Below are 24,646 nucleotides of genomic sequence, written 5' to 3'. Positions count from 1 at the left end.
CTACTTCGCTCCTGCGTTCGCATAATTCAGGTACATGACAATATGACCCTTTGGATCCATGACGACGCGATTGATATCTAATTTCAAACCTAAAATTTCTGGTGGCAAAGGCAAGGACCCTGGGATCGCTTCTTCTTTGTCTTTCCAGCCGGCACATTGTTTACGAAGAACATCTTTGATGCCGTCGCGAACTTTGCCTTTGAGCAGCTTACCTGCGAGGGAGAAGTACTTATCATCCATCGCTAGGCTGTCCACATCGATGGAGTACAGCACCAGCTGCATGCCGCTCTTATCCTCCATTTGGCGCAATTTTGCAATAATATCGAATGCGACAACGATGGTATCTTTTAGGAAGATTGAGCCAGGCTTATTTTCCACCGAGACGTGCAATTTAACGAAGGTTTCACTGTCCTTAATTGGCATCGCTACTGGCGCTTTTACATAGTCAATCAGAGGCGTCGACATCATTTTAAGGGCCGAACCATCTGACAGAGTGATCTTTTCGAAATTACGGCGCTCGAAGGAAAGCTGTAAAATACGATTCACCAAGCCACGGTCCAAACTCAAACCGATGTCATATTTGCTCTGAGGAAGCAGTCCCCAAGTGACCGCACCACGCGATTTGTCCTCTGGACGAGGCAAACTGCGAGGATTCACTGGGTCTTCCGCATAAGCAGCCAAATCAATATTCAAGGACTCTTTCAATCCGATATTTTGCAGACGCAAACCCCATTTAAAATCAGGGCGAGTGTCATTGGGCTCTTTACCTGGAGGTACCATATTTTGCACCTGATCCAAGTTACCAGTCAGAAATTCTTTGGCCTTCGCATTAAGCATCGCAGGAAGCTGCGTACGGGCGAATTCACCCAAGTTAGCTCTCACAGATGTTAAGATCGCGGGACCTTTTTCAAGAAACAGATTGTCGATCTCTTTATTGTTCAACAAAAACTTTTTGCCATTGATCTCAATAGCAAACTGCGGAACCAAAAGTTTTTTATAGCCAAGAGAGACCGGAATTTTATCCAAGTTATTTTCAACTTCAAGAGCTTCAAACTCCAAAGCCCCATAAGCATTCATACGCAGGTAAAACGGCAAACGAATCTTCAGCGGATTTTTATCGTCACCAGCCTCAAGATTCACTTCTTCAGCGCCAATTTTTCCCAAGAATTCGTTATTAACATCCCAAACTTTGACAGAATTCGTACCCAGCGTCAGATGTTTGATCTCAAGCTCAATCGCCAAAACCGCACCATCACGCTTACCAAGTTTCTCCATCAACTTCTGATCGGTCAGCAAAGAGAAGCGAGAGAATTTAGCAACGTATCCAGATTCACCAATCTCAATTTTTGGACGGTGATCATCCAAAGAAAAACCCACCAACCACTTCGTCAAAAGATCACGAACCTGATTGTACATTTTCACAGCCTCAGGATTAGACCCTTTATAGTCATCAATCTTAATAGGCTTATCAAAAGCATAAGAAAGAGCAGGGAAGTACCCCTCATCAATATTAACACCAAGATTACCCAGGATTTTCCCAAGCTCCGTATCGAAATACTTCATCCCGCGAGTAGTAACATGAACTTGCACAGCCTTATTCAAAAGATGCTGTTCAGTCATATAAGGATCAGCATCCATAGCATGAGCTGGGAAGCTAGAAAGTCCCAGCACCATCGGCATTAATATTTTGGAAGTAGTTCGAAGCACAGTAACCTCGCGGTTTAAGAGATCTCCCTCTCGTTGCAAGAGAGGTTCCAGCTGAAAACGAATAGAACGCCCGTCGAACGATCCAGCGAAGAACTCCGTGTCCACTCCCTAGACGGCCCAAGTAATTCCTACAACCACCGCAAAACTCCGAAGGGAGGCTGACTGGGCCCGACTGGGGCATGCCCTCAACGCAGCGACCTCCGTCGGCGCATGGATGCGCGAACCGCCAAAGGCGGCGACGGTGAGCCCGGATGGCGTGTCGCGGAGTTGTGGGCAGGCAACAGGCGGGACCAGGCAGACTCCCTTCGGAGTTTTACCCAGATCGACGAGAAGGAATAAAAAAAGCCCCGCAAGTGCGAGGCTTCAGTAGTGTCAAATTAGAATTGATTCTAGAAGTTCCAACCATAACCAACACGAAGGATCATCTGTGTAGCTGATGATGTGTTGTTGTCTGGGAAGATTGCGTAGTCGAATTGGATTGGAACGTAAGTTCTTCTGTCCAAGTGCCAGTCTACTCCAAGTGTACCAACCATTGTTTGGTTCGTTGTGATCTTGCTTGTATCAAGAACGTTGGAAGACTTTTGCATTGCGAATAGGAAGCCCAAGCCGCCGCCCACTGTGAACTCCATTGAAGAAGTGCGGTAGTAAGAGTAGCGGATCAAGGCGTTCAAGCCAAGGTAGCCGAGTTCAGCTGTACAAGTTTGACCTGATGTACATGTGCCGCCGGACCATGATGATGGGGCAGAGCCGGATACGTTGATAGACTCGTAACCGCCTAGGACTTTTACGCTGATGTTTTTATCAAGATATGTTTGGTAGTAACCAACAGCATTGAAGCTTGAACCTGACATGCTCATGGATGCAGAGGATGTTTTTACGTTCATCGAGTTGCTGGCGAAGCCCGCCATTAGACCCCAAGATTTTTTGCCGCTAGAAACGGGACCGCGAGATTTCACTTCATTAGGTGCTGCACTCATGCGTCCTTGGAAGCGTTGTAGAGAGTGGCCAGCTGCGACTTTACCTTTAGAGATGGTAGCGATGGCGCGGCCGCCTTGAACTTTTGATACTTGAACAAGGCCGCGTTTTTTACCGCTGGAATCGATGGCAAAATATTGGTCACCGACCAGGGCTGTATCGCCTTCAAGATCGATCAAAGCTTTACCACCAGACACTTTCGTAATCTTGGCTGCGTTCGCGGTGACAGACATACCTAGTAATATCAAAGTTGCAATCAGTGTTTTCATACGCATCCTATCGACACAATTCGAGAATATCTTAATTGGACCCATCAAATTAGTAGAACTTACCGGACCAGCAAATTTCAGTTTCTTTGTCTCATTTTGAGAATGAGGTCAGTTATGTATTCAAAAAAGCCTAAAGTAACCGACAATATGTTGGGGGAAATATGAAGTCAGTTTTGGGGTCGCTAGTGCTGCTAGCGGTGAGTTGTTATTCTCTTTCAGCACGTGCCCTTTCAGATAAAGCCGTTTATGCCCGTTGCTATGCTCAGCTAACTGGGCTCCCTGTTCCAACGAACAGTACCGTCATGGCAAATATTAAAGCAGGTAAGGTTCGCGCTGTTGATGCGTGCATCGCTCTTTTGCAAAAAGGCACCTTGGCCTCTAGCGGTGCCTTAGCTGTGAATGACACTGAAAGTGTCAGAGTCCTGAATAATCTTTATCAGTTTCATCGCACTTGGTTTCCTATGGCGAAGCAGGAACAAATTTCTGGATTTCAAAATGAGTTCGATCGTAATACCCATAGTTTCGTCGAGCTTTCGAGTCCAGCTCTGACGATCACACGCGCTTTGTTCACGACAATGAAATATTCAGATGTCCTGCGTGGCAGTAACAGTTATGTGCCCATGCGGGGAACAGCGGGAAACATCGCACTTGCGATGACTGATGCAGCAGGAACAGTGGCTGATCGTGATGTACCCGCTACATTTTTAGGGACAGGAATGATCTCAGGAATTCATGCGAGTCCGGGATCGATTATTTTATCGAATTATTCTGTTCCCACTGAGGGACTTGCGACTGCGTTGGGAGCACAAACAAGTATCAATCTTTACCGCGCCTTGGGTGGCGGTATTTTAGGACAACAGTCTTATTTCCTATTAAATGTCGGTCACTCTAAAGGTCAGATATTTGATGGAGCCTTAAAGCTTCCACGCAAATGGGCAAAGACGACCTTGGAAGATCTGATGTGTTTTGCGCTGCCAGCTTTGCGTGAAATTGACATCCAATCTTATATTAATGCCGGTGCCGGGGTGACCTTCCGTCGTGCGGGGAGTTGTATCACTTGTCATGCGACGATGGATCAGTTCGCGACCACAGGTCGTAACTGGGTTGTTGCTGAAACAGCTAACGGCAACCAGATGAAATCTATCATGGTCGGTAACTTTAATGTGACGACAGCAGCTGCCAATACCTGGTCTGCTAATACGGTCGCAAATTTTCACAAGCAAAATCCCTTGGGTAAATTGATGATCCGCTCTTATTCAACCGGGGCGTTGATCAATCGTGACGTGGCGAATGTGGAAGAAATGGGTGCCCGTTTGGGAGAGCTTGATGAGTTCTACCAATGTGCCGCTAAGAAATACTTCCAGTATTTCACGGGTATCAATGTGTCCTTATACGATCGCACAGATCCAGCCAATGCGCCTTTGAATAAGTCTCTGTCACAAAGAGATATCGATGATCGCAGATTCATCGAAAATCTTGGCCGTGATCTTAAAAGCTCGCAGTCTTTATCTAAGATGGTCGAGGCGATCCTAAGATCTGATTACTATAATAAAGCATCCTTCAATCCGCAGGGGGCAGAATGAGTTCAAATCGTCGTGACTTTTTAAAGCAGGGAATCATTCTTGGTGGCTCCGTTCTCACAGCATCTGTCATTGATGATTTGGCAATGAAGATTGGTGCGGGATTTATTCAACAAGCGCGTGCTGAAGCTTTGAATGGTGAAGCGGACCCGCGTTTTCTTTTGAATATTTGGTTGAATGGCGGGCCTATGCGCTACTCTTTCGATCAATGGGTGCGTATCTATGACGGTGACAACATCGTAGCAAATCCGTTTGTTTCAACCGCATTTAACTTTAGCGGTGGCAAAGTTGCGGGGCTTGCCTACAAAACTTTTAAATACAATGGATTGAATGTTCCGCATATTTTCTCGTTGCCGATCAAAAATGGGCAAGGGGGCAGTCGCAATGCTTCGGATGCCTTGGGCAACATGCTCGTATTGCGTGGTTTCGGAACGGCCTTTGACGGTCACGATACAAATAATCTTTTAGTGCAAGTTCCGGTTTCGGGTTTGCCAAGTCTTGGTGGATTGCTCGCAGATTCTTCAGAGCGTCTTTTTGCCGGCGTGATGACAGGGAATAACAATGTCGGCTTTACCTCGTCACATAACAAGGCGGGAACGCAAGTTGGGTCCGGTTACGTGCGTGAGTTGATGGCGGGTTTTGCGAAGTCATCGGCTATTGCAACCACAACGGCAGGTAAAGAAGCGTATAAAAACGCCTATGAAAATGCGATGGCTTATTTGAAGTCCTATGCGCGTTCCAACCGATTGGGCGCTGAGACTTTAAATAAGAATTTGGAAAATGCCTCTGCAAAAATGAAACAGGGGATCAGTGATATCGATGGCTTTTGGGACTCAGCCGTGGCTCGCTATAAAAATGCGATCGAAGGCACCGCTCGTATGAGTGGTATCAATGGGATTTCTCAATTTCCAGTGACACCATCTTCATTGGCGGGTCCTGCAGCACAGTTTAATATTTTTGGCTTTGTCAAAAATGATCAATACAATTTGCAACGTAATTTTACGCTGGCTCCTGATTTTGACATGCGTGAGATGACGTCGACGATTCATTACAACGACCTCTATCAGCAGATGGCATTGGCAGAGTACTGCTTAACTAAAGAACTAACGGCTTCAGTGTCTGTTGGTACCTCTAATTTCAATAACGTGCGTATCCGTACAAGTTATATCGCTGGTGACGACGTTAATAACTTGTTTGTGAACGGTGGCAATCTTCTGTTCTCGCATACAGATATGGATGGCAATACGGGGGCATATACGGCCTTGATGCTGACACATAATTTCTATTCAGGAATTCTTGCTGGGATCTTGGAACTTCGCGATCGTTTGCAAACGGTGCGCAGAGCTTCTAACGGCGCCAACATGTGGTCTGAGTCTGTGGTCCAAGTTTCCTCTGAATTCGCGCGCAATGCTTCCATCAATGGTGCGAACTCTGGGCATGGATTCCCATGTATGGTGACGAGTGCTTTCTCTGGTGCGATCAAAAATGGTCCTTATGTTGTAGGGAATCTTCGTCAGAACGCAGGCAACGGAACAAACGGTTACGGTGCCGCGATCAGTGGTTATTTGAGTGGAGTACCAACGACGGCTTCGGCTACCTCAACGCTTTCACGCTTGATGCGTTTGGAAGCAAATCCGTGGGAAAACACAGCACCAGCCATGATTTCATTTAACGAATCGACGGGGATTATTACGTCCCTCGTCGGTATGCCGAAAGTGGCGTAGGAGAGACTATGAATAGAAGACTCTCTTTAACAGTCGCAGGACTGACCATCGGACTTGTGATGACACAGGCATTTCAAAACTGTGCTCAGCCTTTTGAATTGGCGTCTCTTTCGGGGGATTCAAATGCCAGTATGGGGGCCGAGCATCCAGGTAATGCGGTGGCAACGCCCTCCATTCAGTCTCCCGTACTGGTTAATCGCGTTTATATCAATAGCCTTTTTAATGATGTGTTTTTAACGAGCACTTCCGCTGCGGCAGAGAAAACCACTCTCACGAATATTTTGAATACTTGGATTTATTTAAAGACCTCGGCCTTTGGATATCCTTGTGATCCGAAAAGTGGTGTGAATGACTGTGGCGGAACCATCGTGGCTCCGATGAACACAGGGACTAATACTCTGCGTGCGGCTTTCAAGTCTCAAGCTTGTCAGAGTGTTTTATCTCAAGATGTTTTCGTGAATAACTTTGTCAGTAAGGTCAGTGTGGTTGGTGCCGCACCGACTGCGACCTCATTAGAAAATGCCTTCGGTATGTTTTATCGAGGCGATGATGCGGACCCAGGTTTGATTCAAGGTTTAATGGCGTCTGATCGCGCTATGTATGAACAGAACCCACAGATCTCAGCCAGAGATCGTTGGCGTTACTTGATTCTAGCGATTTGTGAGTCGACAGGGTGGGAGCAGTTATGATCATGCCAAAAAAATACTGGATTCCCTTAGTGGGATTGCCAGTGATGATTTTGTCTTTCCAGAACTGCAGTGATTTTACGGTTCAACAAAGCATCATGGAGCAATCTTCGATGGCTAGCGGGCAGAGTTTGTTGGATTCCCAAGAGCTGCCTTATTTAACCGATCCTGCAAGAGGTCCCTTGGTGCGTTGGTATCAACAGGGCCAACCAAGCAAAGTGGATAAAGGCTATTCTGGTGCAGACAAGCTTTCCTACGTGTTCGCTGCTGATCGCGCGATGACGGGGCAGCTTTTTGCAGCATATTCCGGAAGTGCTGGAGCCGAGGAAACTTCGGTCTCAGTTGCTAGTGGCAAAATTACTGTGAACAGAATCTTCTCAGCGGGCAACAGTGCCCAAGCGACGGTGAATGTACCAGCGCTGGGTCAGCAAATGGTCATCGCCCTCAGAACGGGAACAAAGGCTGAGGACTTTTCTTTGCTAGTGAATGGTGTGGTGCAGACCTTAACGATCACCAAAACCGGAGCACCTCAGGAGTTTTCTTACGTGGTGAAAACTTTGGCAGCAGGAACGACGGGTGGGAAGATTTATGAGTATATGGTCTTTAATGACCGTCTCAATAATGCACAACTCAATTCAATTTCCAGATTAATTGGTACAAATAATTCCATCAGTCAGGTGATGTTTGACCCGGCTATTTTTGCCGACTCCAGTGGGTCCACAAGTCCAACAGTGGATACAAAATTGGCAGCTGCGAAAGTTGTGATCGACAGCTATTGCCTAAGTTGCCATGGGGCTGGATCTAGTAAGGGTGATTTCTCAAATATGACCGCAGCCAGTATGATCACCCGTGGATTTGTTAAGGCAGGCCAACCTTTAAGTTCTTCACTTTATTATCGAATGAAGGGGACTCAAGGTGGGGGGACAAAAAATATGCCAGACAATGGTGTAAGTCTGAGTGCAACTCAGCTACAAGCTGTGTATGATTGGATATCTAGCATTCAGTAAAAAAAACCATGGGGGAATATAAATGAAATCGGTTTTTGCAGCAGCGTTGATTACTTTCGGTGTTTCAGCAGCATTCGCACAATCAGTAGTGGTGGATGTAACTTTGAATCCAATGGGGGATTTCAAAGCTAAGACAAATCAAGTTAAGGGTGTCGCTCAAGTGAGTGGTGACTCTGTTTCCGCACAAAATATCGTTGTGAACATGAAGAGCCTAGTAACGGGCGTTGAACTTCGTGATAAGCACACACGCAAATACTTGGAAGTAGACAAGCATCCAACAGCTACTTTGATCTCGGCAACGGGTAAAGGTGGTAAAGGGACTGGTAAAATCAAAATCAAAGGTATCGAAAAAGATATCTCTGGTACTTACAAAATCGAAGGCAAGCTTTTGAAAGCTGATTTCGAATTGAATGCGAGTGAATTTGGTATCAAAGACATCAACTACATGGGTGTTGGTACAGAAGACATCGTAAAACTTCACGTTGAAGTTCCAGTGGTTGCTGGTGGCGCAGCTCCGAAAAAGAAATAGTTAAAAGCTAAATCTAAAAATAAAAAACCGGAGTCAAAGCTCCGGTTTTTTTATTTCTAGTATCTGTAATTTACGCCAATCTTCCAGATCGTCATATTGTCACCCGCGGTGCCAATCGCCTGATAAAAATCCCACTCTTTAAAGATTCTTAAACTCATATCGGCCATGAAGCTCGCATTCGTTTTACGTCCTGCCGTGATGTCGGTTCCGGACTCTGTTGGTAGGTCGATATTGCGCATATAAACCATCGCTGTTCCACCGACATTGACCGAGTTTGTGATTCTCCAAAACAAGCGGGGAGTGATCGCAAACATATTCCAAGATTGGCGTTCAATCGGAGTTCCATCAGGCAAAGGTCCCCCGTTGGCGCGACCAATTCCCAACATCCCTCCGATATTCCAGCCCCATTGTAGATAATAGGTTTCTTTTTGCAGAACCAAACCGATGCCGTTGAAGTTCAGATGGGACTTTGTCGTCGTGCCCAGTTGACTGACGTTCAAAGGCTCATTCCATTGTAGGCTTTGAATGCCTGCTGCCCATGACGACACCGAAGTTTTCGGCAGGCGCTTAGCGCGTGGACGCAAAGTGGTGTTGCCATCTGGAGTTGTCACAGTCTCTGTTGAATCCGCAGAAGCGGCATCCGTATTATATTCCATGCTAGGAGCATTGGGATCTTCAACCACAGGAGTGTCGGAGTTTTCGCCCGACTCAGTGGCGCCAGTATTTTCCGTCACCGCAGTTTCAGTTTGTGCCGGAACTCTTTTGCGAGCTCGTGTTGTCTGAGCCTCTGCAAGGGAAGCTGTCATAATCAGAGCAAGTAATAAGGAAGTTGTTTTAATCATAATCCTGCTCTCCTAGTACGACACATGCACTTGTGTTTGGAAGGTCCACGAATCCGGTGTGCCTTGCCCATCCGTGGTTGTTTTACCGTTGGTTAAACCCACACGGAATTCTGTTCTTGGCAAAGGAAACATCAATGCTCCCACGCCGTACTTTAAAATTTCAGCGGAGGAATGATCAATGTCGTCTTTAGAGTGCTCAATCGTGGTCAAAAGATTATAGCCACGAGCGATGGCCACTAAGGATTGCACCCAAGCATAAGAACCCAGGCGAGCTTCAGTATTCGCAGATTTGTTGGTGTACTCTTTAAGTCCGAACTCACCCATGACAGAGGAGCCCTTAGAAAGACCCATTCGAGTTGTGAAGGCTGCAAGCTTCCATTTTGAAGCTTGCGATTCTGAAGCCAAGAAAGATCCACCGACTTTGAACTTCTCATACACTTGGTATTCACCAGTGATCGCAACACCTTGCTGTTTGAGATCGGCCTTATCATAAATGTTTCCAAAGAACGGATTGATCGCGATGTCCCATAACGGATAAGTGAAGTGAGCAATCACTCCCAAGGACTGTCCAAATTGATCGACATGGACATCTTGGTAAGGGAAACGGTTTACCGCCGAGTGATCGGCATTACGAATGCCGTAGGCCTTATCCATTTGTCCCGCATACCACCAAAGATTGGTACTTTGTTTGTAGCGCAGATAAAATTCCTTCTCAAACCAGTCCCATTCCTTGATGGACGTGTAGGGCGGATACTTATCTGCGTAGCTAGTTGTCGTGATCAATGCGAATTTCTGCTTTTTATCAAAGAAGAAATTCAGATTGATATCACTTTGCATGTTGATCCACTTGTTCACTTCGGTGGAACCATTAGGATCTTTTTGGAAATAGAGGCCGCGATATTTGATGCCGGGACGGAAATACCAAGGCAGCTGTTTATCGACTAAAAATCCTGAGGTGTTTGCGATGGTTTCTTCGTCCATCGTGCTGGGATAAACGTGGCGAGCCGTAAATTCAGAAGCGTATAGTGCGCGCCCATAGTCATTCAGAGCTCCGCCACCCAGGCCACTGTAATGGCAAGTGATACAAGAAGAATATCCATATCCAATGAAATCCGGATAGGCTACGGCTTGTTTTGAAACTAAGAATGCACCAATAAGAAATGATATTTTTACGAGTTGTCTCACAGTTAAACAGTCTATTGGGATCAAGCGGGGAAGCAACAAAAAAACTGTATTCTCACATTCACTGAACCGATAAGTTAGGCATGAGAAGAATAGCAGGAATTACACACGGTCCTTGGGTGATTGTGCCAGCGGCATTCACGTTAATGGTTATTCCAGTGATGGATTTCACCACGATGAATACGGGCACCACCGCGCGATTGCAGATGATTGGCTGGTCCGTAGTTTTTCTGGCGGGGATCAGTTTTTTGATTCGCCATAAATTATTGTGGCTAGCGGGGCTTGTGCTTTGCGCTCTTTATATCGCGATCAATATGTCGCATCTGTTCTTCTTTCCTGATGCTGAGATGGCCAACGAGGCTGTGGCCTTTAAAATCGTAAGCTCTATCGTTGTTGCCGGGATTGCATGGTTGTATTTTGCCAGATCTCCGGACTTGGATCGTCGCCAGCATTGGCTGGGGCAGACGGCCCATCGCTTTTATGTCGATATTCCCGCTGTTTTAGGGGGCAAAGATCAATGTAAGTCCATCGATCTGTCCTATACGGGGGCTCGTTTTTCGGTGGCTCAGGCGCGTGAGAAGTATAAAGTAGGGCAGCGTGTATCCATCGAAATCCCCGATATCGACGCTATTCTTTGTCAGGGCAAAATTATCGCTGTTTCATACAATGAAATTCGAGTCCATTTCGTGGATACCTCTGACCATGAAAAAGAGCTGATCCGTCAGTGGCTTAGCAGTCAAAATTTGCAAGGTGTTTAAGCTTTCTCTTCCTTGAGGACCCCTTTTAGGGCATAAGAAACACATCATTGATAGACAGATAGGGAACACCGTGAGTAAAGCAAAACCAAAAAAAATCACTAAAAAGAGCGCAGGCAAAAACCCGCGCAAAAAAGTTGTCGATTCCGAGCTTGAGCAAATCTTAAGCACGAAGGACATCTTGGACAATGTTCGTCCAACTCCGATGATTGATAATGGTTTGAGCAACGACGAAAAGATCGTAAAGATCACGGAAAAATTCACTGAGATCTTGGAAGTCCTAGGCTTGGATCTGAATGACGATAGCTTGGCAGATACACCTAAGCGTGTGGCTAAGATGTACGTGAACGAGGTCTTCGGTGGTCTTGATCCGCACAAATTCCCTAAAATGACAGTGATCGATAATAAGATGAACTACGATCAAATGATCGTCGTCCAGAATATCGAATGCCTGTCTTTCTGTGAGCATCACTTGTTGCCTATCGATGGCTTCGCGACAGTGGCTTACATCCCGTACAAAAAAGTAATCGGTCTTTCTAAGATCAACCGCATTGTTCAGTACTTTGCTCGTCGCCCTCAAGTTCAAGAGCGTCTGACTAAGCAAATTGCAGATTGCTTGCAATACGTTTTGGATACGGACCACGTAGCGGTCCATATCAATGCTAAGCACTACTGTGTGATGATGAGGGGTATTGAGGATACTCACAGCACGACGGCGACGTCGGATCTGCGTGGGCACTTTAAAACCCTGCCAGAGACTCGTGAAGAGTTCCTTCATCACTGCCGCCTTAAATAGTTCGAAAAGGGGCGATGACACTTCTCGCCCCTTAGACAGCTGATTCCAGGAGTTACCTCCTCAAATCCAAATAATTCGTTATGGCGGCTGGTGAGCACTGGCCGTTAAATTGCTTTCCTAAGTCAGAACTAAGAATCCTTCAAATTTATGAGGTTTTGGCTTTATGAAAAGGCTCTTTTGCGCGCTCTTTGTCGTTGTTCTTCCGTTGGCATCTTTTGCGAATACGGAGGTCATGGCTAATACAGAACTACACGTTCAATATACGAAACAAATGGCAGGGCTCGAGTCCTATATCCGTGGTGAGGTAGAGGCGTTAGCAGTCAAGTCAGCCTACTCATCAACTCATCCAGATATTCTAGGTCACCAACGTAATATTCGCAGAGCCTCTGAACAAAAAATCCAGATGACGACTCAGTTCCGCGATGGCTCGATCAAGCTTTGTAAGCAAGTCTTTCAGCAATAGTTCATTAACGATAACTGAAAATAAAAAACCCACGGTGTTGAGCCGTGGGTTTTGTTTTATCAGCAATTTACTGCGATCTTTAAGTCAAAGCAGATTGCAAAAGTTCACGAGAGTTTTTCGACAATCCCGGAACATCCACCATGCGCTTGATTTGCTTCATCGCTAGGTCTTTCAATTGTGGTTCTAGTTTTGCCACGAAATTGAAAGCCGAGCACAAGCGAGCTGCCACTTGCGGATTCTTTGGATCGATCTCGATGATCTTATCCGCCATAAACTCATAGGCCTCTTTGTTATTGAAGCTTACCAAGTTCGTGCTGAATGCGCGCAGAAGCGAGTACACGTTGTTTGGATTGTTGATGTTGAAGCTTGGGTTTTTAGTCAAAGCTTTGATCTCATCCAAAATCTGTGGACGGTGAGCCACGGCTTGAACCGTGAACCACTTATTGATCACCACTGAATCGCTTTTCCAATTCGTGTGGAAATCAGCCAATACTTTTTCACGGTGTGTGCTTTCAGAGTCTGCCAAAATCATCAACGCCGTCATACGGTCCGTCATGTTTTGAGCATCCCAGTATTGTTTGGCTACGATGTCATAGATCTCAGCATCGTTAAGCTCTGCCAAGTAGTGAAGAGCTTGGTTTTTCAACAAGCGTTGACCGAATACTTTCGTGTTGCGGCTTTGGGCTTCAACACCATGGTATTTTTTGTAAGTTGCAAGCAATGTCGCCTTGTTGTCTTTAGCGATCTCTTTGCGCAACGTTTGACGAGCTTTATCGAAAGCCACTGGATCAAGAACAGCTTCCATTTGCGCCAAAATCGCTAGACTTGGCATCTGCAACATTTTTGCTTTGAAAGCTGCATCCATGTTTTGATCGTTCATCACAGTCTTAAGAGCATTCAAGAAACGTGTGTCGACTTTCAAGTCTTTGCCAGCGCGTGCTTGTTTGATCAAATCAGACATCACTCGCAAAGCCAGTTTTTGGGTGATCTCGCGGCGGTTGAAAGAGTCCGTGTCTTTCTCCATCAAGAAGTAAAGATCTTCTTCGGAAGCTTCCCAGTTCAAGTTCACTGGAGCCGAAAACTCACGAAGGATTGAAAGAACAGGGCGCTCTTTAAGACCTTTGAAAACATAAGTTTCTTTTTGAGTTTTAAGTTCGATCACGTGCTGACCGTCAGAGTTCTTTTCAACTTTTTCACAGTTCAATGCCAACTCTTTACCAGATTTGTCCAATAGACCCATCATCAATGGAATATGGAACGGCTCTTTCGTTGGTTGATTCGGAGTTGGAGGGCAAGATTGCTCAAGAGTCAGATGGTATTCACCAGCTTTATCGTCAAAGCGCTCTTGGATTGCAACCACAGGAGTTCCTGATTGGTTGTACCAACGTTTGAATTGAGTAAAGTCTTTGCCATTCGGTTCAGAGATCGCCGCTGCGAAGTCTTCTGTCGTGACAGCTTGGCCATCATGACGTTTGAAGTATTCGTCCATGCCTTTGCGGAAACCTTTACGGCCCACAATCGTTTGCATCATGCGGATAAGCTCAGATCCTTTTTCATAGATCGTCATCGTAAAGAAGTTATCAACCGCCATACAAGACTCAGGACGAACGGGGTGAGCGTTCGGACCAGCGTCTTCTGCGAACTGACCTGCGCGCAGGGAATCAACGTCTTCGATACGTTGAACTCCGCGATCTGTCATGTCAGCAGAGAATTCTTGATCGCGGAAAACCGTCAAACCTTCTTTAAGTGAAAGTTGGAACCAGTCACGCAAAGTCACGCGGTTGCCTGTCCAGTTATGGAAGTATTCGTGGGCCACGACAGATTCAATCGCGTGGAAGTCAGCATCAGTCGCAGAGTTTGTATCAGCAAGAACCAAGCGAGAGTTAAAGATGTTAAGACCTTTATTCTCCATCGCACCGGCATTGAAATCATCAATGGCAACGATCATATATTCGTTCAAGTCGTATTCGCGACCAAAAACTTCTTCGTCCCATTTCATCGATTTTTGCAAAGACACCATGGCATGCCAGCAGCGTTCTTGTTTTCCGTGAGCGGCATAAACTTCCAAGTTTACTTTGCGGCCTGATGAAGTTGTGAAAGTGTCACGAATAACACCCAAGTCACCCGCAACAAGTGCGAATAGGTAACAAGGCTTTTTATGTGGATCACTCCAGTAAGCTTTGTGACGACCGTTCCCTAGGTCTTCAATTTTCACACGGTCACCGTTTGAAAGTAGAACTGGGTATTTGGCTTTATCAGCTTCGATAGTCACTGTGTACGACGTCATCACATCTGGACGATCCAAGAACCAAGTGATTTTGCGGAAGCCTTGGGCTTCGCACTGAGTACAGAAGATGCCATTAGATTTATAAAGGCCTTCTAGGGACGTGTTGTTCTGTGGTTCCAATTGGGTTTCAATTTCCAAAGTGAACTCAGCAGGAACAGATGGGATGATCATCTCTTCATCTGTCAGTTGGTATTCACTTGTCGTCAAAGCTTTGCCATTGATTTTCACGCTGACAAGTTTCAACTCTTCGCCGTTTAAATGCAGGGGAGAGCCTGCTGTCAGAGTTTTGATTTTAGATTTAGCGATAACTCGACAAAAGTCCTCATTCAAAATGAAGTCGAGGTGGACTGAGTCTACGGTGAAAGCCGGCGCAATATAGTCCTTTAGGTAAATTTTCTCTTGTTTCATGGGGCCTCGCTTCCGATAATAGAGCAATGAGTTTGGTTCTAACTTCTATCACAATAAACACTGCACAGCTACAGAACATGCTGGATTTTTATAGCCGAATTGGCCTTAAATTCCAGATGGTGCGGGTTGATAAAGGAAGTGAAGTGTACCGTGCTCTGCACGATGGGGTTGAGTTCTCCCTTTATTCTCTGCCGTCTGCGCAGAAATCTCAGATTCCCAGTCTTCAATTAGGTTTTCAAATTACAGAGCTGGAAAAAACTGTGGCTGATATGGCACAAGTGCCGGGCTCGATGCTGATTTTGGACCCTACAGACATGCCCGACGGGAAAAAGGCCATTATCCTAGATCCTGATGGTCATTCTATCGAACTTTGTCAGAAGTAACCTTCGCATTTCACTAACAAAATCTTATAGTTTCTAAGCTTGTCTCACTCGGTCAGAGGAGTAGCATAGAGGGATGAAGTCTTCGTTCTGGGCACCTCTTTTTACATTTGACCGTTCCATGTTAGATCTTTGGGTTGCATTGCGCAGCGCAGTTGCTGTGGGTTTGTCGATGCTCATAGGGGTGTGGTTGCATTCGGATACGGTGGGCATGATTGTGGCTCTGGGAGCCATCAACGCCTGTCTTTCTGATAATAACGATGCCTATGCTTTTCGCGCCAAACGTATGTTTCGAGTCGCCATCGTCACCGTGATCTTAGTGTTCTTGGCTTCCATCTTTGCTAAAAATCCTGTGGTATCTTTGTTGCTATTAACAGTGCTGGCTTTCGCTGCTGGATATTCCATTGTCCTTGATACAGTGCTGGCGGATTTAGGAGTGTTGGCGATTGCGACCTTCGTGGTCTTTGGAGCACATCCCATGGATCCGCAACAGGCCTTCCATCTGAGCCTTTTTGCTTTGCTAGGAGCGGGGATACAAGCATTGTTGGCACTCGCGCTGTGGCCTTTGCGTCGCTATCGTCCTGAACGCCGGGCCTTGGGTGTTTTCTTTAGTGATCTTTCAACACTTTGTGATTTGCAGTTTAAGCCCGATGAAATCCCAGGGGGCAGCTCGCAAAGTATTCGCACGCAAATTAATCTAGGTGCGATCTCTCAAGACTCTCGTCCCGAGGGCAGACGTTATCGCTCGCTATTGACTCAAGGGGAGCGTTTGCGTTTGGGAATTTTGTCGCTGACGCGTTTGAAATCCCGTATTGAACGTCAAAATCCTGGGAATCCGTCATTGGATATTATTGCGGATTTTTTGGACAAAGAAAAAATGCTTCTGCAAAAAGTCGCAATCATCATCAGTGATGAAACCCATATCCAAGAAGCTCGCGAATATTTAAAAGCGATCGAAGTGGACACGGCCAAAGTTCGCGATAGCGACTTCAGCGCACAAAGTGCGTTTATGAAAAGAGTTTTAAGCGATGCCCTTCGCCAAATGGAAAATATGGTCGGACAATCGCGCGCGGTGATTGAACTTGCCGCCCGCACGACTGAGGCGGGAATGATCGAATCTGAAAAAAATGAAAATGCTCGTCCTTGGCGTTTCCGTTTCCGTGGGGTATGGGCGACGTTGCGTGCGAACTTTACCTTTCAGTCGCCGGGATTTCGTCACGCTCTTCGTCTTTCAATTTGTATCGCTGTGGGGGAAGTCGTCGGGCACTTGCTTTCGATTGATCGTGCCTATTGGATTCCGATGACGGTGGCGATTGTTTTGAAATCAGATTATGCGTCGACCTTCAATCGCGGTCTTTTGCGTGTGGGTGGAACGATCATTGGTTTGATCTTGGCGACGGCCTTATTTCATGTTTTCCCCGGGGGACAAATTTGGAGCATCGCTTTGATGGTGATCTTTATGTTTTTCATGCGCTGGGTGGGAAGAGCGAATTACGGAATTTTTGCGATTTGTTTGAGTTCTGTTGTTGTGCTTTTAGTTGCCATGACCGGTGTGCCTCCTAAGGATGTGATTTGGACACGCGGAGTGAATACCGTTGTGGGTGGAGCCCTGGCGATGCTGGCTTATATGCTATGGCCGACGTGGGAGAAAACGCAGCTTTCAGAAGTGGTCGCAAGGATGCTAGATACTTATCGCAAGTCATTTCACGCGGTGGCTCAGCAAACCTATGGTGGTGGCAATCCTAATACTTACGAAAGAGATCAGTTGCGCCAGCAATCCCGAGTGGCTCGTGCGGAGTTCGTGGCTTCGATGAATCGCTATCTGTCTGAACGAGGATCAACTGATGTGGACCGCGAGTTTTTAGCGGGCATCACGGCTGCTAGCAACCGCTTTGCGCATGCGATGGTAGCGATTGAGTCAGCGTCTCCATTTGCGTTGGATACGGAACAGCAAAAGATCTTTGCAAACTTTGAAGCTAAGATCGAGGTGACCTTGCAAAATCTTTCAGAAGAGCTGCGCGGACGGAACGTTCCTAATAACGAATATCCTGATTTGCGTGCTGCCTACATTGAGCTCGCAAAAATCAGCCCGGAACAAGAGCGTCACGGTTTGTTCTTTGACGAAACGGATCGCATGACCAACAGTCTGAATACTTTGCGTGAGCTCGTGGTGAACAGACTTCATCAGAATCGTCTGCAAGCTCAGAAATCCTAGTGTCTCAGCCTGAGACTGGGCACGCCCTTTGAAATGTTCTCTATTCGTGAACGCTTGAAAGGGGTATCTCTGATGTTGTCTAAGTTGAAAGTTGTTGTAGTAGTGGTTCTAACGCTTATTATCGGTATTTCAGCGGCTGAGGCGGCTCCGAAAAAGGCGTTTATCAAAACGAGACAGCCACAAAAGGTCTCCGCTGTAAGCAAAAGCTGGCATCGCCTGGTGATTGCCGATTTAAGAGCGGCTACACTCTCTGCTGAAAACTTAGATTCACAATTAGAGCCTTTGATGAATGCGGGCGGCTATAGCTTCTTGCAAAAATGGAAGCGTGGGATTGATGAAGCCTCATTACAAAAACAGTTCTCAAAAGATCTAAAAAGCCATTTGCAAATCATGGCTGTCCTTTTTGAAAAACACGCGAAAGTAAAAAAGTTTGAATCCGTGAATGAATTTGAGTTCCAAAACTTAGTTCGTCGCAGTGATTATATTTTGTCTTTGCCTGTGGCCAAGGACAGCTTGCAGACTTCTTTAGCACAAAAGAAATTCGCGGAAGACTTTAAAAACGTTCTCGCATCTTATAATAAAGAGCGTATGCGTTTCGATTCTAAAACAATCCAAATAGCGGTGAAATAAAACCTCACCTTCTCAATGTGATATTACCTTCAGTACTTCCACTCTCTCTCTCCATATTTTTTGCGGAGACTAAGTGTACGCACTGGAGGTAGTTATGATTTCTGCACGTTGGTTCAAAGGTATTCGCGGTAAGTTAGTTCTTTTAGTTGCAATTCCATTCGCAGTCACAGCGGTTCTGTACTATGAAGCGGGACAGAGTATCGCTGTTCTTCAAGAAAGTTTGCATCAAGCAAACTTCGTTCGTGGTCCTTCCATTACTTATACGGGTCAGATGTCCAAAGAGACAGAAAGTCTGCAAAGATATGTCTTAAATGCTGTGACAGCGGAAAGCTCTGAGGAAGTCCACTCTGAAATCACCAAAGCTGTAGGTTCGATCGAGGCCTTTGATAAGGCGGTCGAGGAGTACGAGAAAATACCCCATGGAGCAAGTACTGCTCAGAAATTTGCAGCTATCCACGAACTCTGGAATTCTGCAAAACCCAACGCTCAATTAGCTATTGAGAAACTTCGCTCTGGTGACAAGGGCAGTGCCCATGATGTCTTAGAAGCCAAGTATCGCCCGGTGGCTGCCGAAATGTCTAAAAAGCTTCAGGAGCTTTCAGCATTGCGTCTGCAACTGATGGTTGAAGATTCCAAAAAAGATGCAGCATTAATCGCCCATAAAGAAAAAATCGTCGATCTAATCGGTCTTATTGGGATTGCGGTCTCTTTGGGGTTCTCTGGATGGGTGATTTACAATCTGAATCGAAAACTCACAACAGCAGTTCGTTCTTTGTCAGAAAATTCCAGCAATATGCTTCATGCCAGCAAAGAGCTTTTTCAAACGAGTGAACAAGTGGCACAGGGCTCAACTGAATCCGCGGCCTCTATCGAGGAAACCGTGGCTTCACTTGAAGAGGTGAACTCCATGGTGCAAGTGAATTCGGAGAGCGGTCATAAAGCAGCGGAATTTGCTGAGAGAGCCGTTCGTGGTTCAGAAAAAGGCCAAGCCGAAGTACAAACTTTGATAAAAGCCATTCGCGAGATCGAAGCCTCATCGAAACAAATTGAAGACATCATTGCGATGATTGACGACATTGCCTTTCAAACCAATCTTCTGGCTCTTAATGCAGCGGTGGAGGCGGCGCGTGCAGGCGAGCAAGGCAAAGGATTCGCTGTCGTGGCCGATGCCGTTCGCAAACTTTCTCAAGACAGTGTGAATGCCGCTAAAGAAATTGCAGAGCTTATTCATCAAAGCTCAGAGAAAATCCAATCAGGTGTGAAGTCCGCAGAAATCAGTGGACGAGTTTTTGAGGAAATCAACGAGACCATTCATAAAGTGGCTGAGATGAGTCAGGAAGTGGCTCAAGCCAGTCACGAACAAGCACAAGGTGTGAATCAAATTAATAAAGCCATGAATCAGCTCGACACCACAACCCAAGTGAACTCTGCCGCGTCTGAAGAAGTAGCAGCTTCAGCGCAAGAGCTTTCGGGGCAAGCTGTTGAGTTGCAAAATGTGGTTGAAGATCTTCGTCAGTTACTTGACGGGGAAAGTCAGGAAGGGAGGGCTGCTGCGAGGGAAAGTGTTCCAAATAACGTGGTTCGCTTAGTGAGAACTGCGTGAATCCTCTAAATTCGTGAATCTAAAAGGGAGTCCCTCATGGACTCCCTTTTTTTTGAGGTATAATCGAATAAAATTTGCTTGGAGTCCTTATAATGAGATTCCCATAGGAGTTTTATCGAGGTCTCGCTAAATAAAGCCCTTTATCGTAGGTTTAACTGTCTCTTTTTGATAGCATTTATATATGAAGGTAAGGACGTATCTTCTTTTGCTCGTGCTGGTTTTAGGAGGCCTAGGAATAGGGGCCTTCCTGCAATTCAACTCGCCCAGTTCTCAAGCGGCGCCAGTCAGTGAAAAGACAACATCACCTATTGATAAAATGCCCGCTTCGGAGGGCGACGTTCGGGAAATCCCGGCGAATGCCTTGTTCTGTGCTAAGAGCTACGATGCCATCTGCAAAGCCGCTCCTGTGGCTGATCCTACGGGGGAGACATCCCTAGACTATCGTGGGGAAATTCGCGCGCTTCGAGTGCTACGCAGAATCGTCAGAACAAATCCTGGCTGGACAACCGAGCAGATTGAAAATGAGCTGGTCGCTCGTATTTACACCAAAGAGCGTAAAGACAAACTCAATCGTATTTTTGAAGGCGTTCGCCGCGAACTGGTAGATCTGATCAATCAGCAATCATCGCAGATTTTTACTGGGACTGATAAAGATGTTCTGATTGGTCGTATTCATAAAGTCATGTTGGAGCTTCCAGAAAATCGGGAAACCTATTCCGATGCGACAGATCTGTATACCAAGAGTGAGATCTATTATGAGCGAAGTCACGAAGGTGAGCTTCGCGTCCGTGTAGGCGGAGCCTACGTTTTAAATACGTCCTCTGAATTCAGCATCATTTTTACGATGGCTCATGAGTTGGCTCACGCGATTGATCCCTGTGAAATCCAGCACGGGGCTCCGATGAATTATGGAGTCTACGAGGGCTTGGTTCAGTGTTTCGTCGACAATCAGTGGATTAAAAAAGAAGAAGCTCAGTGTGGCAACAAAGATAAAACCTCAGAAGTTTTCGCGGACTGGTTGGGTTCAGAGATTCTGGCTCGCTCGATTAAAAAACAAAGTAAGTACACTCTGAAGGATAAAGTGAACGCGGCGGTAAATGCAGTTCGCGATCTTTGTGACGATTCATCAGGGTTTGAAAAAGTAAACTTAGACTACTATCCTACTGATATCATCCGTGTAAAAGGCATATTCGCCAGAAACGCATTATTGCGTAAGGAATTGCAATGCACGACTTCGCCAACCCCGAAGCCGTATTGCCGTTTCGAACCACCGAAAGCGAAGGGACGTCTATGAGAAAGACGCAGGGTTTTTCAAAATATCCATTATTGATGTCGATGGCTTTTTTAGCTGCCTGTGCGACGAAGCCCGCGAAGGAAAAAAACTTTATATCGCCGGAAGCATCCAAGGTTCCTAGTAACACCATCAGCATTAACTATGCTCTTCGCCACAATAGCTATTTATTCGAATTGCAGTCGGTAGGTGATGCGGAGTTCAGTGCTAAGAGTGTTGTGAATGAAAAAGTGATCGAGAAGCGTAAGATCTCTAGAGATAACTATATTTCCTTTGCCAATCGTATCTATGATTTCGCTGAAAAGTATAAGGCGGGGCCAGTCGTCGGTGAGGAGTGCAAAACTCCATTCAGTATTCGACTGGTGAAAGATGGCGAGATTTCTGAAGTCCAAGGTTGCCGCACTCAAGACGGAGGCGGGGAGCTTGGTAAGATCATCCGTGAAGGTGAGATTCTATTTTACTCTGAATAAATTTAAATTAAGCAGGAGTCTCGCGATAACTGTGTGAACGAGACTCCCACTATCAACTATTGACCAGCAGCTGGTTGTTGAGTTGAAGGAACAGCTTGTTGTTGCTGTTGCAAGTTTTGCTCTTCAACTGTTGATTTTTTTCTTTTGATAGCGCCTTTGCTATCTTTTTGCACTTCTGTGTGTTGTTGAACAGAGTGGCTGTTTACAGACGCGTCTGTTGGTTGTTGCATTTGAGCTGATTCAGCAGCGTTTGCAGTTGAAAAAGCGATAACAGATGCTAGTGCGATTGTTGCATTCAAAACTTTCATGTAAATACCTCCAAACAAATTAAACGAATCGAAACGAAAAGATTCAAAACAGTTATCTGTTGAACATGGTAAGCCTTTAAAAAAAAGGATCGCAACAAATTGGGTTTGAAATTTTCTTCACACGTTCGCGATTCATTTGAAGGCGTTTGTAAATGACTGAAATTTTTGAATAAAAAAACCCCATTCTTTTGGAATGGGGTTTTTCATTTGCGCGGCAATAAAAACTAGTTACGTTCAGACAAAGGAACAACTTTGCGTTGCTCAGCACCTACGTACTCAGAAAGAGGACGGATGATGCGGTTGTCAGCAGTTTGCTCCATGATGTGAGCAGACCAACCAGTTGTACGAGCCATAACGAAGATCGGAGTAAAGAAGTCGATCTCGAAGCCCATCATGTAGTATGCAGGACCCGCTGGGAAATCTAGGTTAGGGTAGATCTTTTTCTTATCAACCATAACTTTTTCCAAAGCCGTGTACATTTGCATCCATTTTTGTTCGCCAGTTACGTCAGCCATAACTTGTGCGTACTTTTTCATAGTTGGAACGCGAGAGTCGCCAGAGCGGTAAACACGGTGACCGAAGCCCATTACTTTTTTCTTTTGTGCCAATGCATCGATCATCCACTGTTCAGCTTTTGCTGGGTCAGCGATTTCTTTCATCATATGCATAACCATTTCGTTCGCACCACCGTGCAAAGGACCTTTCAACGCACCGATACCCGCAACAGTTGCAGAGTAGATATCAGATTGAGTTGAAGTCACAACACGTGCTGTGAATGTAGAAGCATTGAAGCTGTGTTCAGCGTAAAGGATCAAAGAAACGTCGAATGCTTTAACAACTTCTTTTTGTGGTACTTTACCAAAGCACATGTGGAAGAAGTTTTCAGCCATCGTCAAATCAGCTTTTGGAGGAATGAAATCCAAACCTTTTTTGAAACGGTAGTCAGCAGCAACAGCCGTTGGAATTTTCGCCAACAACATCATCGCTTTGTCCATGTTCGTTGCAGGAGATGAATCCCACACACGAGCGTCTTCACAACCCATGAAAGATACTGCCGTACGGATAGAATCCATAGGGTGGCATTTTTGTGGAAGTGATTTGATCACGTTCAAGCAAGTTGCAGTGATGTCGCGGTTTGCGCGTTCTTTTTTAGTGAACTCAGCAAGTTGAGCTTTGTTTGGAAGCTCACCGTTGTACATCAAGTAAGCTACTTCTTCGAAAGAGCAGTTTTCAGCCAAGTCTTGAACTGGGTAACCGCGGTAGATCAAAGAGTTAGTGTGTGGATTCACTTTAGATACAGAAGATGTATCCATTACCACGCCATCAAGACCTTTTTTTACGTTCATTTTCTCTGGTTCTGGAACGTAATCAGGATTGATATATTCAGCCATTATTTCCTCCGAAAAGGCGCCTGCCGGTTTTTAGGAATGCGCCGAGTTAAGTTAAACTAAAGTAATGGCTCGAGGCTAGTCCTAGCCCCCTCCTCGGTCAAGAGGAGGAGGGGAGGAGGCAGTGTGGCAGGTAGGATTTTGCGATGCGTTTGTGATGGGAGAGGCGCTTTAGACGGAAACTCTGACTGCAATTGAGGCAGTATAACCCCCGGTTGACGAGTTGGATGCAACTGTCAGCATCTCGGTGGAGGTTCCGTCGCTGAAAACATTGTCGGCGGTATTGTCTAACATTCCCGATGTTCCTTTATATCCATAGGACGTTTGCGCGGCGACCGCGCGATTAATACTCATCGGAAATGCAAACTGTGTGATCTTAATCGGAGACGCATCATCAAGGCCTGCATAAACTTCCGCATGGATGTGAATCGCGCGTCCTGTGTACCAACCTGGATAAATCGTGGTGAAGGTCACCTCACCATTTGAATCAGTTTGCTGAATACCACGGAAGTAACTTTCCGAGCTCGAATGCGAACCACCATTATTGGAGGCTGTGTAGGCAGAGTAAACTCCCGTGGGAGTGCAGTGCCAGATATAGATGTAATAGTTTGGCAGAGTCGAGCAGCTGTTACGCACATTTTGTAAGGAGATATTCAAAGTTAACGGCACTCCGCTGAACGATTCTGCAATGTTGCTGCGAATGATCGGGGAGCCTGTATAAACTTTATCAAGTCTCGTCGACGTTCCATCACCCGCTGTATTTGAACCATCGGCAGGGAACGGGCCATTTGTTTCATTCGCACTTTCGACACAGGCACCACCAACCGTATCACTTGAGTCATCGCTGCCACTAGAAGATGTGGCAGGAGAGAAGCCCGCTTGATTGCATCCTGCAAACATCACGGTTGCGCCAGCTCCAATCAGAGCGGCTAAAAGTTGGCGTCTTTGCATTCCATTGAATTTAGGTGCTTGATCGCACATATAAAGTACCTCCGTACTTATTAAAGAATAAGGAGCAATTGTTGAAGGACGGTGGATTCGTGCCAGGGTGAGAATTCTAATTTTTAGACGACAGAGTTCTAATCATTCTATTATGCAGATCATCATGAATAGGGCATATCCCTTCCTGTAACGAACTAAATACATTTATA

22 protein-coding genes are annotated in these 24,646 nt (G+C 45.9%); 14 read left to right on the top strand and 8 right to left on the bottom strand.

The genetic code is table 11. The features are described from left to right. Together ACLVWP_RS12730 and ACLVWP_RS12725 are read right to left on the bottom strand one after the other, a co-directional pair. On the bottom strand, window positions 1–1,707 hold the full coding sequence (locus ACLVWP_RS12730; protein ID WP_413557719.1) for a hypothetical protein: 1,707 nt from the start codon (window positions 1,705–1,707) through the stop codon (window positions 1–3). Between the two features lie 389 nt (window positions 1,708–2,096). Then, window positions 2,097–2,951 (bottom strand): hypothetical protein, encoded by an 855-nt coding sequence (locus ACLVWP_RS12725; protein ID WP_413557717.1) that lies wholly within the window; start codon window positions 2,949–2,951, stop codon window positions 2,097–2,099. 161 nt (window positions 2,952–3,112) lie between these two features. On the opposite strand from ACLVWP_RS12725, the gene ACLVWP_RS12720 reads away from it, so the two are divergent. Genes ACLVWP_RS12720 through ACLVWP_RS12700 form a run of 5 tightly spaced genes read left to right on the top strand, consistent with a single transcriptional unit; the run spans window position 3,113 to window position 8,477 of the window. After that, window positions 3,113–4,534 (top strand): hypothetical protein, encoded by a 1,422-nt coding sequence (locus ACLVWP_RS12720; protein WP_413557715.1) that lies wholly within the window; start codon window positions 3,113–3,115, stop codon window positions 4,532–4,534. Beyond that, on the top strand, window positions 4,531–6,255 hold the full coding sequence (locus ACLVWP_RS12715; protein WP_413557714.1) for a hypothetical protein: 1,725 nt from the start codon (window positions 4,531–4,533) through the stop codon (window positions 6,253–6,255). The genes ACLVWP_RS12720 and ACLVWP_RS12715 overlap by 4 nt, the downstream gene beginning before the upstream one ends. 8 nt (window positions 6,256–6,263) lie before the next feature. Continuing rightward, complete coding sequence (locus ACLVWP_RS12710; RefSeq protein WP_413557712.1) at window positions 6,264–6,944, top strand: hypothetical protein; 681 nt, start codon at window positions 6,264–6,266, stop codon at window positions 6,942–6,944. Beyond that, window positions 6,941–7,948, top strand: coding sequence for a c-type cytochrome (locus ACLVWP_RS12705; protein WP_413557711.1), 1,008 nt, complete (start codon window positions 6,941–6,943; stop codon window positions 7,946–7,948). The genes ACLVWP_RS12710 and ACLVWP_RS12705 overlap by 4 nt, the downstream gene beginning before the upstream one ends. A 22-nt stretch (window positions 7,949–7,970) precedes the next feature. Further along, window positions 7,971–8,477 carry a YceI family protein gene (locus tag ACLVWP_RS12700; RefSeq protein WP_413557709.1) on the top strand — a complete coding sequence of 169 codons (507 nt, stop codon included), beginning with the start codon at window positions 7,971–7,973 and terminating at the stop codon, window positions 8,475–8,477. A gap of 56 nt (window positions 8,478–8,533) precedes the next feature. Here the strand turns inward: ACLVWP_RS12700 and ACLVWP_RS12695 are convergent, their stop codons facing one another. Both ACLVWP_RS12695 and ACLVWP_RS12690 read right to left on the bottom strand, forming a co-directional pair. Next, window positions 8,534–9,319 (bottom strand): hypothetical protein, encoded by a 786-nt coding sequence (locus ACLVWP_RS12695; protein WP_413557708.1) that lies wholly within the window; start codon window positions 9,317–9,319, stop codon window positions 8,534–8,536. A 12-nt stretch (window positions 9,320–9,331) separates the two neighbouring features. Beyond that, the gene (locus tag ACLVWP_RS12690) at window positions 9,332–10,504 is read right to left on the bottom strand and encodes a hypothetical protein (RefSeq protein WP_413557706.1); all 1,173 of its coding nucleotides are present in this window, start codon (window positions 10,502–10,504) and stop codon (window positions 9,332–9,334) included. A gap of 80 nt (window positions 10,505–10,584) precedes the next feature. On the opposite strand from ACLVWP_RS12690, the gene ACLVWP_RS12685 reads away from it, so the two are divergent. The 3 genes from ACLVWP_RS12685 (at window position 10,585) to ACLVWP_RS12675 (ending at window position 12,515) form a co-directional block, all read left to right on the top strand. Continuing rightward, a complete protein-coding gene (locus ACLVWP_RS12685) occupies window positions 10,585–11,259 on the top strand; it encodes a PilZ domain-containing protein (protein ID WP_413557705.1) in 675 nt (224 codons plus the stop codon). Between the two features lie 157 nt (window positions 11,260–11,416). After that, window positions 11,417–12,052: a GTP cyclohydrolase I FolE gene (gene folE / locus ACLVWP_RS12680; RefSeq protein ID WP_413561583.1), complete on the top strand. Its 636-nt coding sequence runs from the start codon at window positions 11,417–11,419 to the stop codon at window positions 12,050–12,052. Between the two features lie 163 nt (window positions 12,053–12,215). Continuing rightward, the gene (locus ACLVWP_RS12675) at window positions 12,216–12,515 is read left to right on the top strand and encodes a hypothetical protein (RefSeq protein WP_413557703.1); all 300 of its coding nucleotides are present in this window, start codon (window positions 12,216–12,218) and stop codon (window positions 12,513–12,515) included. Window positions 12,516–12,594: 79 nt separating this feature from the next. Here ACLVWP_RS12675 and pepN read toward each other — a convergent pair whose 3' ends face one another. Then, window positions 12,595–15,210 carry an aminopeptidase N gene (pepN, locus tag ACLVWP_RS12670; protein ID WP_413557702.1) on the bottom strand — a complete coding sequence of 872 codons (2,616 nt, stop codon included), beginning with the start codon at window positions 15,208–15,210 and terminating at the stop codon, window positions 12,595–12,597. Window positions 15,211–15,236: 26 nt separating this feature from the next. Between pepN and ACLVWP_RS12665 the strand changes: the two genes are divergently transcribed. The 6 genes from ACLVWP_RS12665 to ACLVWP_RS12640 all read left to right on the top strand — a co-directional run bounded on the left by ACLVWP_RS12665 (window position 15,237) and on the right by ACLVWP_RS12640 (window position 21,799). After that, window positions 15,237–15,593, top strand: coding sequence for a VOC family protein (locus tag ACLVWP_RS12665; protein ID WP_413557701.1), 357 nt, complete (start codon window positions 15,237–15,239; stop codon window positions 15,591–15,593). A 73-nt stretch (window positions 15,594–15,666) separates the two neighbouring features. Next, window positions 15,667–17,805 carry an FUSC family protein gene (locus tag ACLVWP_RS12660; RefSeq protein ID WP_413557700.1) on the top strand — a complete coding sequence of 713 codons (2,139 nt, stop codon included), beginning with the start codon at window positions 15,667–15,669 and terminating at the stop codon, window positions 17,803–17,805. 72 nt (window positions 17,806–17,877) lie between these two features. Next, window positions 17,878–18,435 carry a hypothetical protein gene (locus ACLVWP_RS12655; RefSeq protein WP_413557699.1) on the top strand — a complete coding sequence of 186 codons (558 nt, stop codon included), beginning with the start codon at window positions 17,878–17,880 and terminating at the stop codon, window positions 18,433–18,435. A 94-nt stretch (window positions 18,436–18,529) separates the two neighbouring features. Further along, window positions 18,530–20,038, top strand: a complete 1,509-nt coding sequence (locus tag ACLVWP_RS12650) for a methyl-accepting chemotaxis protein (protein WP_413557697.1) — start codon at window positions 18,530–18,532, stop codon at window positions 20,036–20,038. 181 nt (window positions 20,039–20,219) lie between these two features. Then, window positions 20,220–21,332, top strand: a complete 1,113-nt coding sequence (locus tag ACLVWP_RS12645; RefSeq protein ID WP_413557695.1) for a hypothetical protein — start codon at window positions 20,220–20,222, stop codon at window positions 21,330–21,332. Further along, on the top strand, window positions 21,329–21,799 hold the full coding sequence (locus ACLVWP_RS12640) for a hypothetical protein (protein ID WP_413557693.1): 471 nt from the start codon (window positions 21,329–21,331) through the stop codon (window positions 21,797–21,799). The genes ACLVWP_RS12645 and ACLVWP_RS12640 overlap by 4 nt, the downstream gene beginning before the upstream one ends. A 56-nt stretch (window positions 21,800–21,855) precedes the next feature. Here ACLVWP_RS12640 and ACLVWP_RS12635 read toward each other — a convergent pair whose 3' ends face one another. From ACLVWP_RS12635 to ACLVWP_RS12625, 3 genes are all read right to left on the bottom strand, one after another. Further along, entirely contained in the window at window positions 21,856–22,107 is a 252-nt protein-coding gene (locus tag ACLVWP_RS12635) for a hypothetical protein (protein ID WP_413557692.1), read from the bottom strand. A gap of 224 nt (window positions 22,108–22,331) precedes the next feature. Further along, the gene (locus ACLVWP_RS12630) at window positions 22,332–23,498 is read right to left on the bottom strand and encodes a bifunctional 2-methylcitrate synthase/citrate synthase (protein ID WP_413557691.1); all 1,167 of its coding nucleotides are present in this window, start codon (window positions 23,496–23,498) and stop codon (window positions 22,332–22,334) included. Window positions 23,499–23,666: 168 nt separating this feature from the next. Beyond that, the gene (locus ACLVWP_RS12625; protein ID WP_413557689.1) at window positions 23,667–24,476 is read right to left on the bottom strand and encodes an intradiol ring-cleavage dioxygenase; all 810 of its coding nucleotides are present in this window, start codon (window positions 24,474–24,476) and stop codon (window positions 23,667–23,669) included. Window positions 24,477–24,646: the final 170 nt, after the last annotated feature.

The sequence above is a fragment of the Bdellovibrio sp. HCB209 genome, assembly GCF_047306065.1.
Lineage (GTDB): Bacteria > Bdellovibrionota > Bdellovibrionia > Bdellovibrionales > Bdellovibrionaceae > Bdellovibrio.
This window is presented reverse-complemented; position numbering and strand designations above follow the sequence as displayed.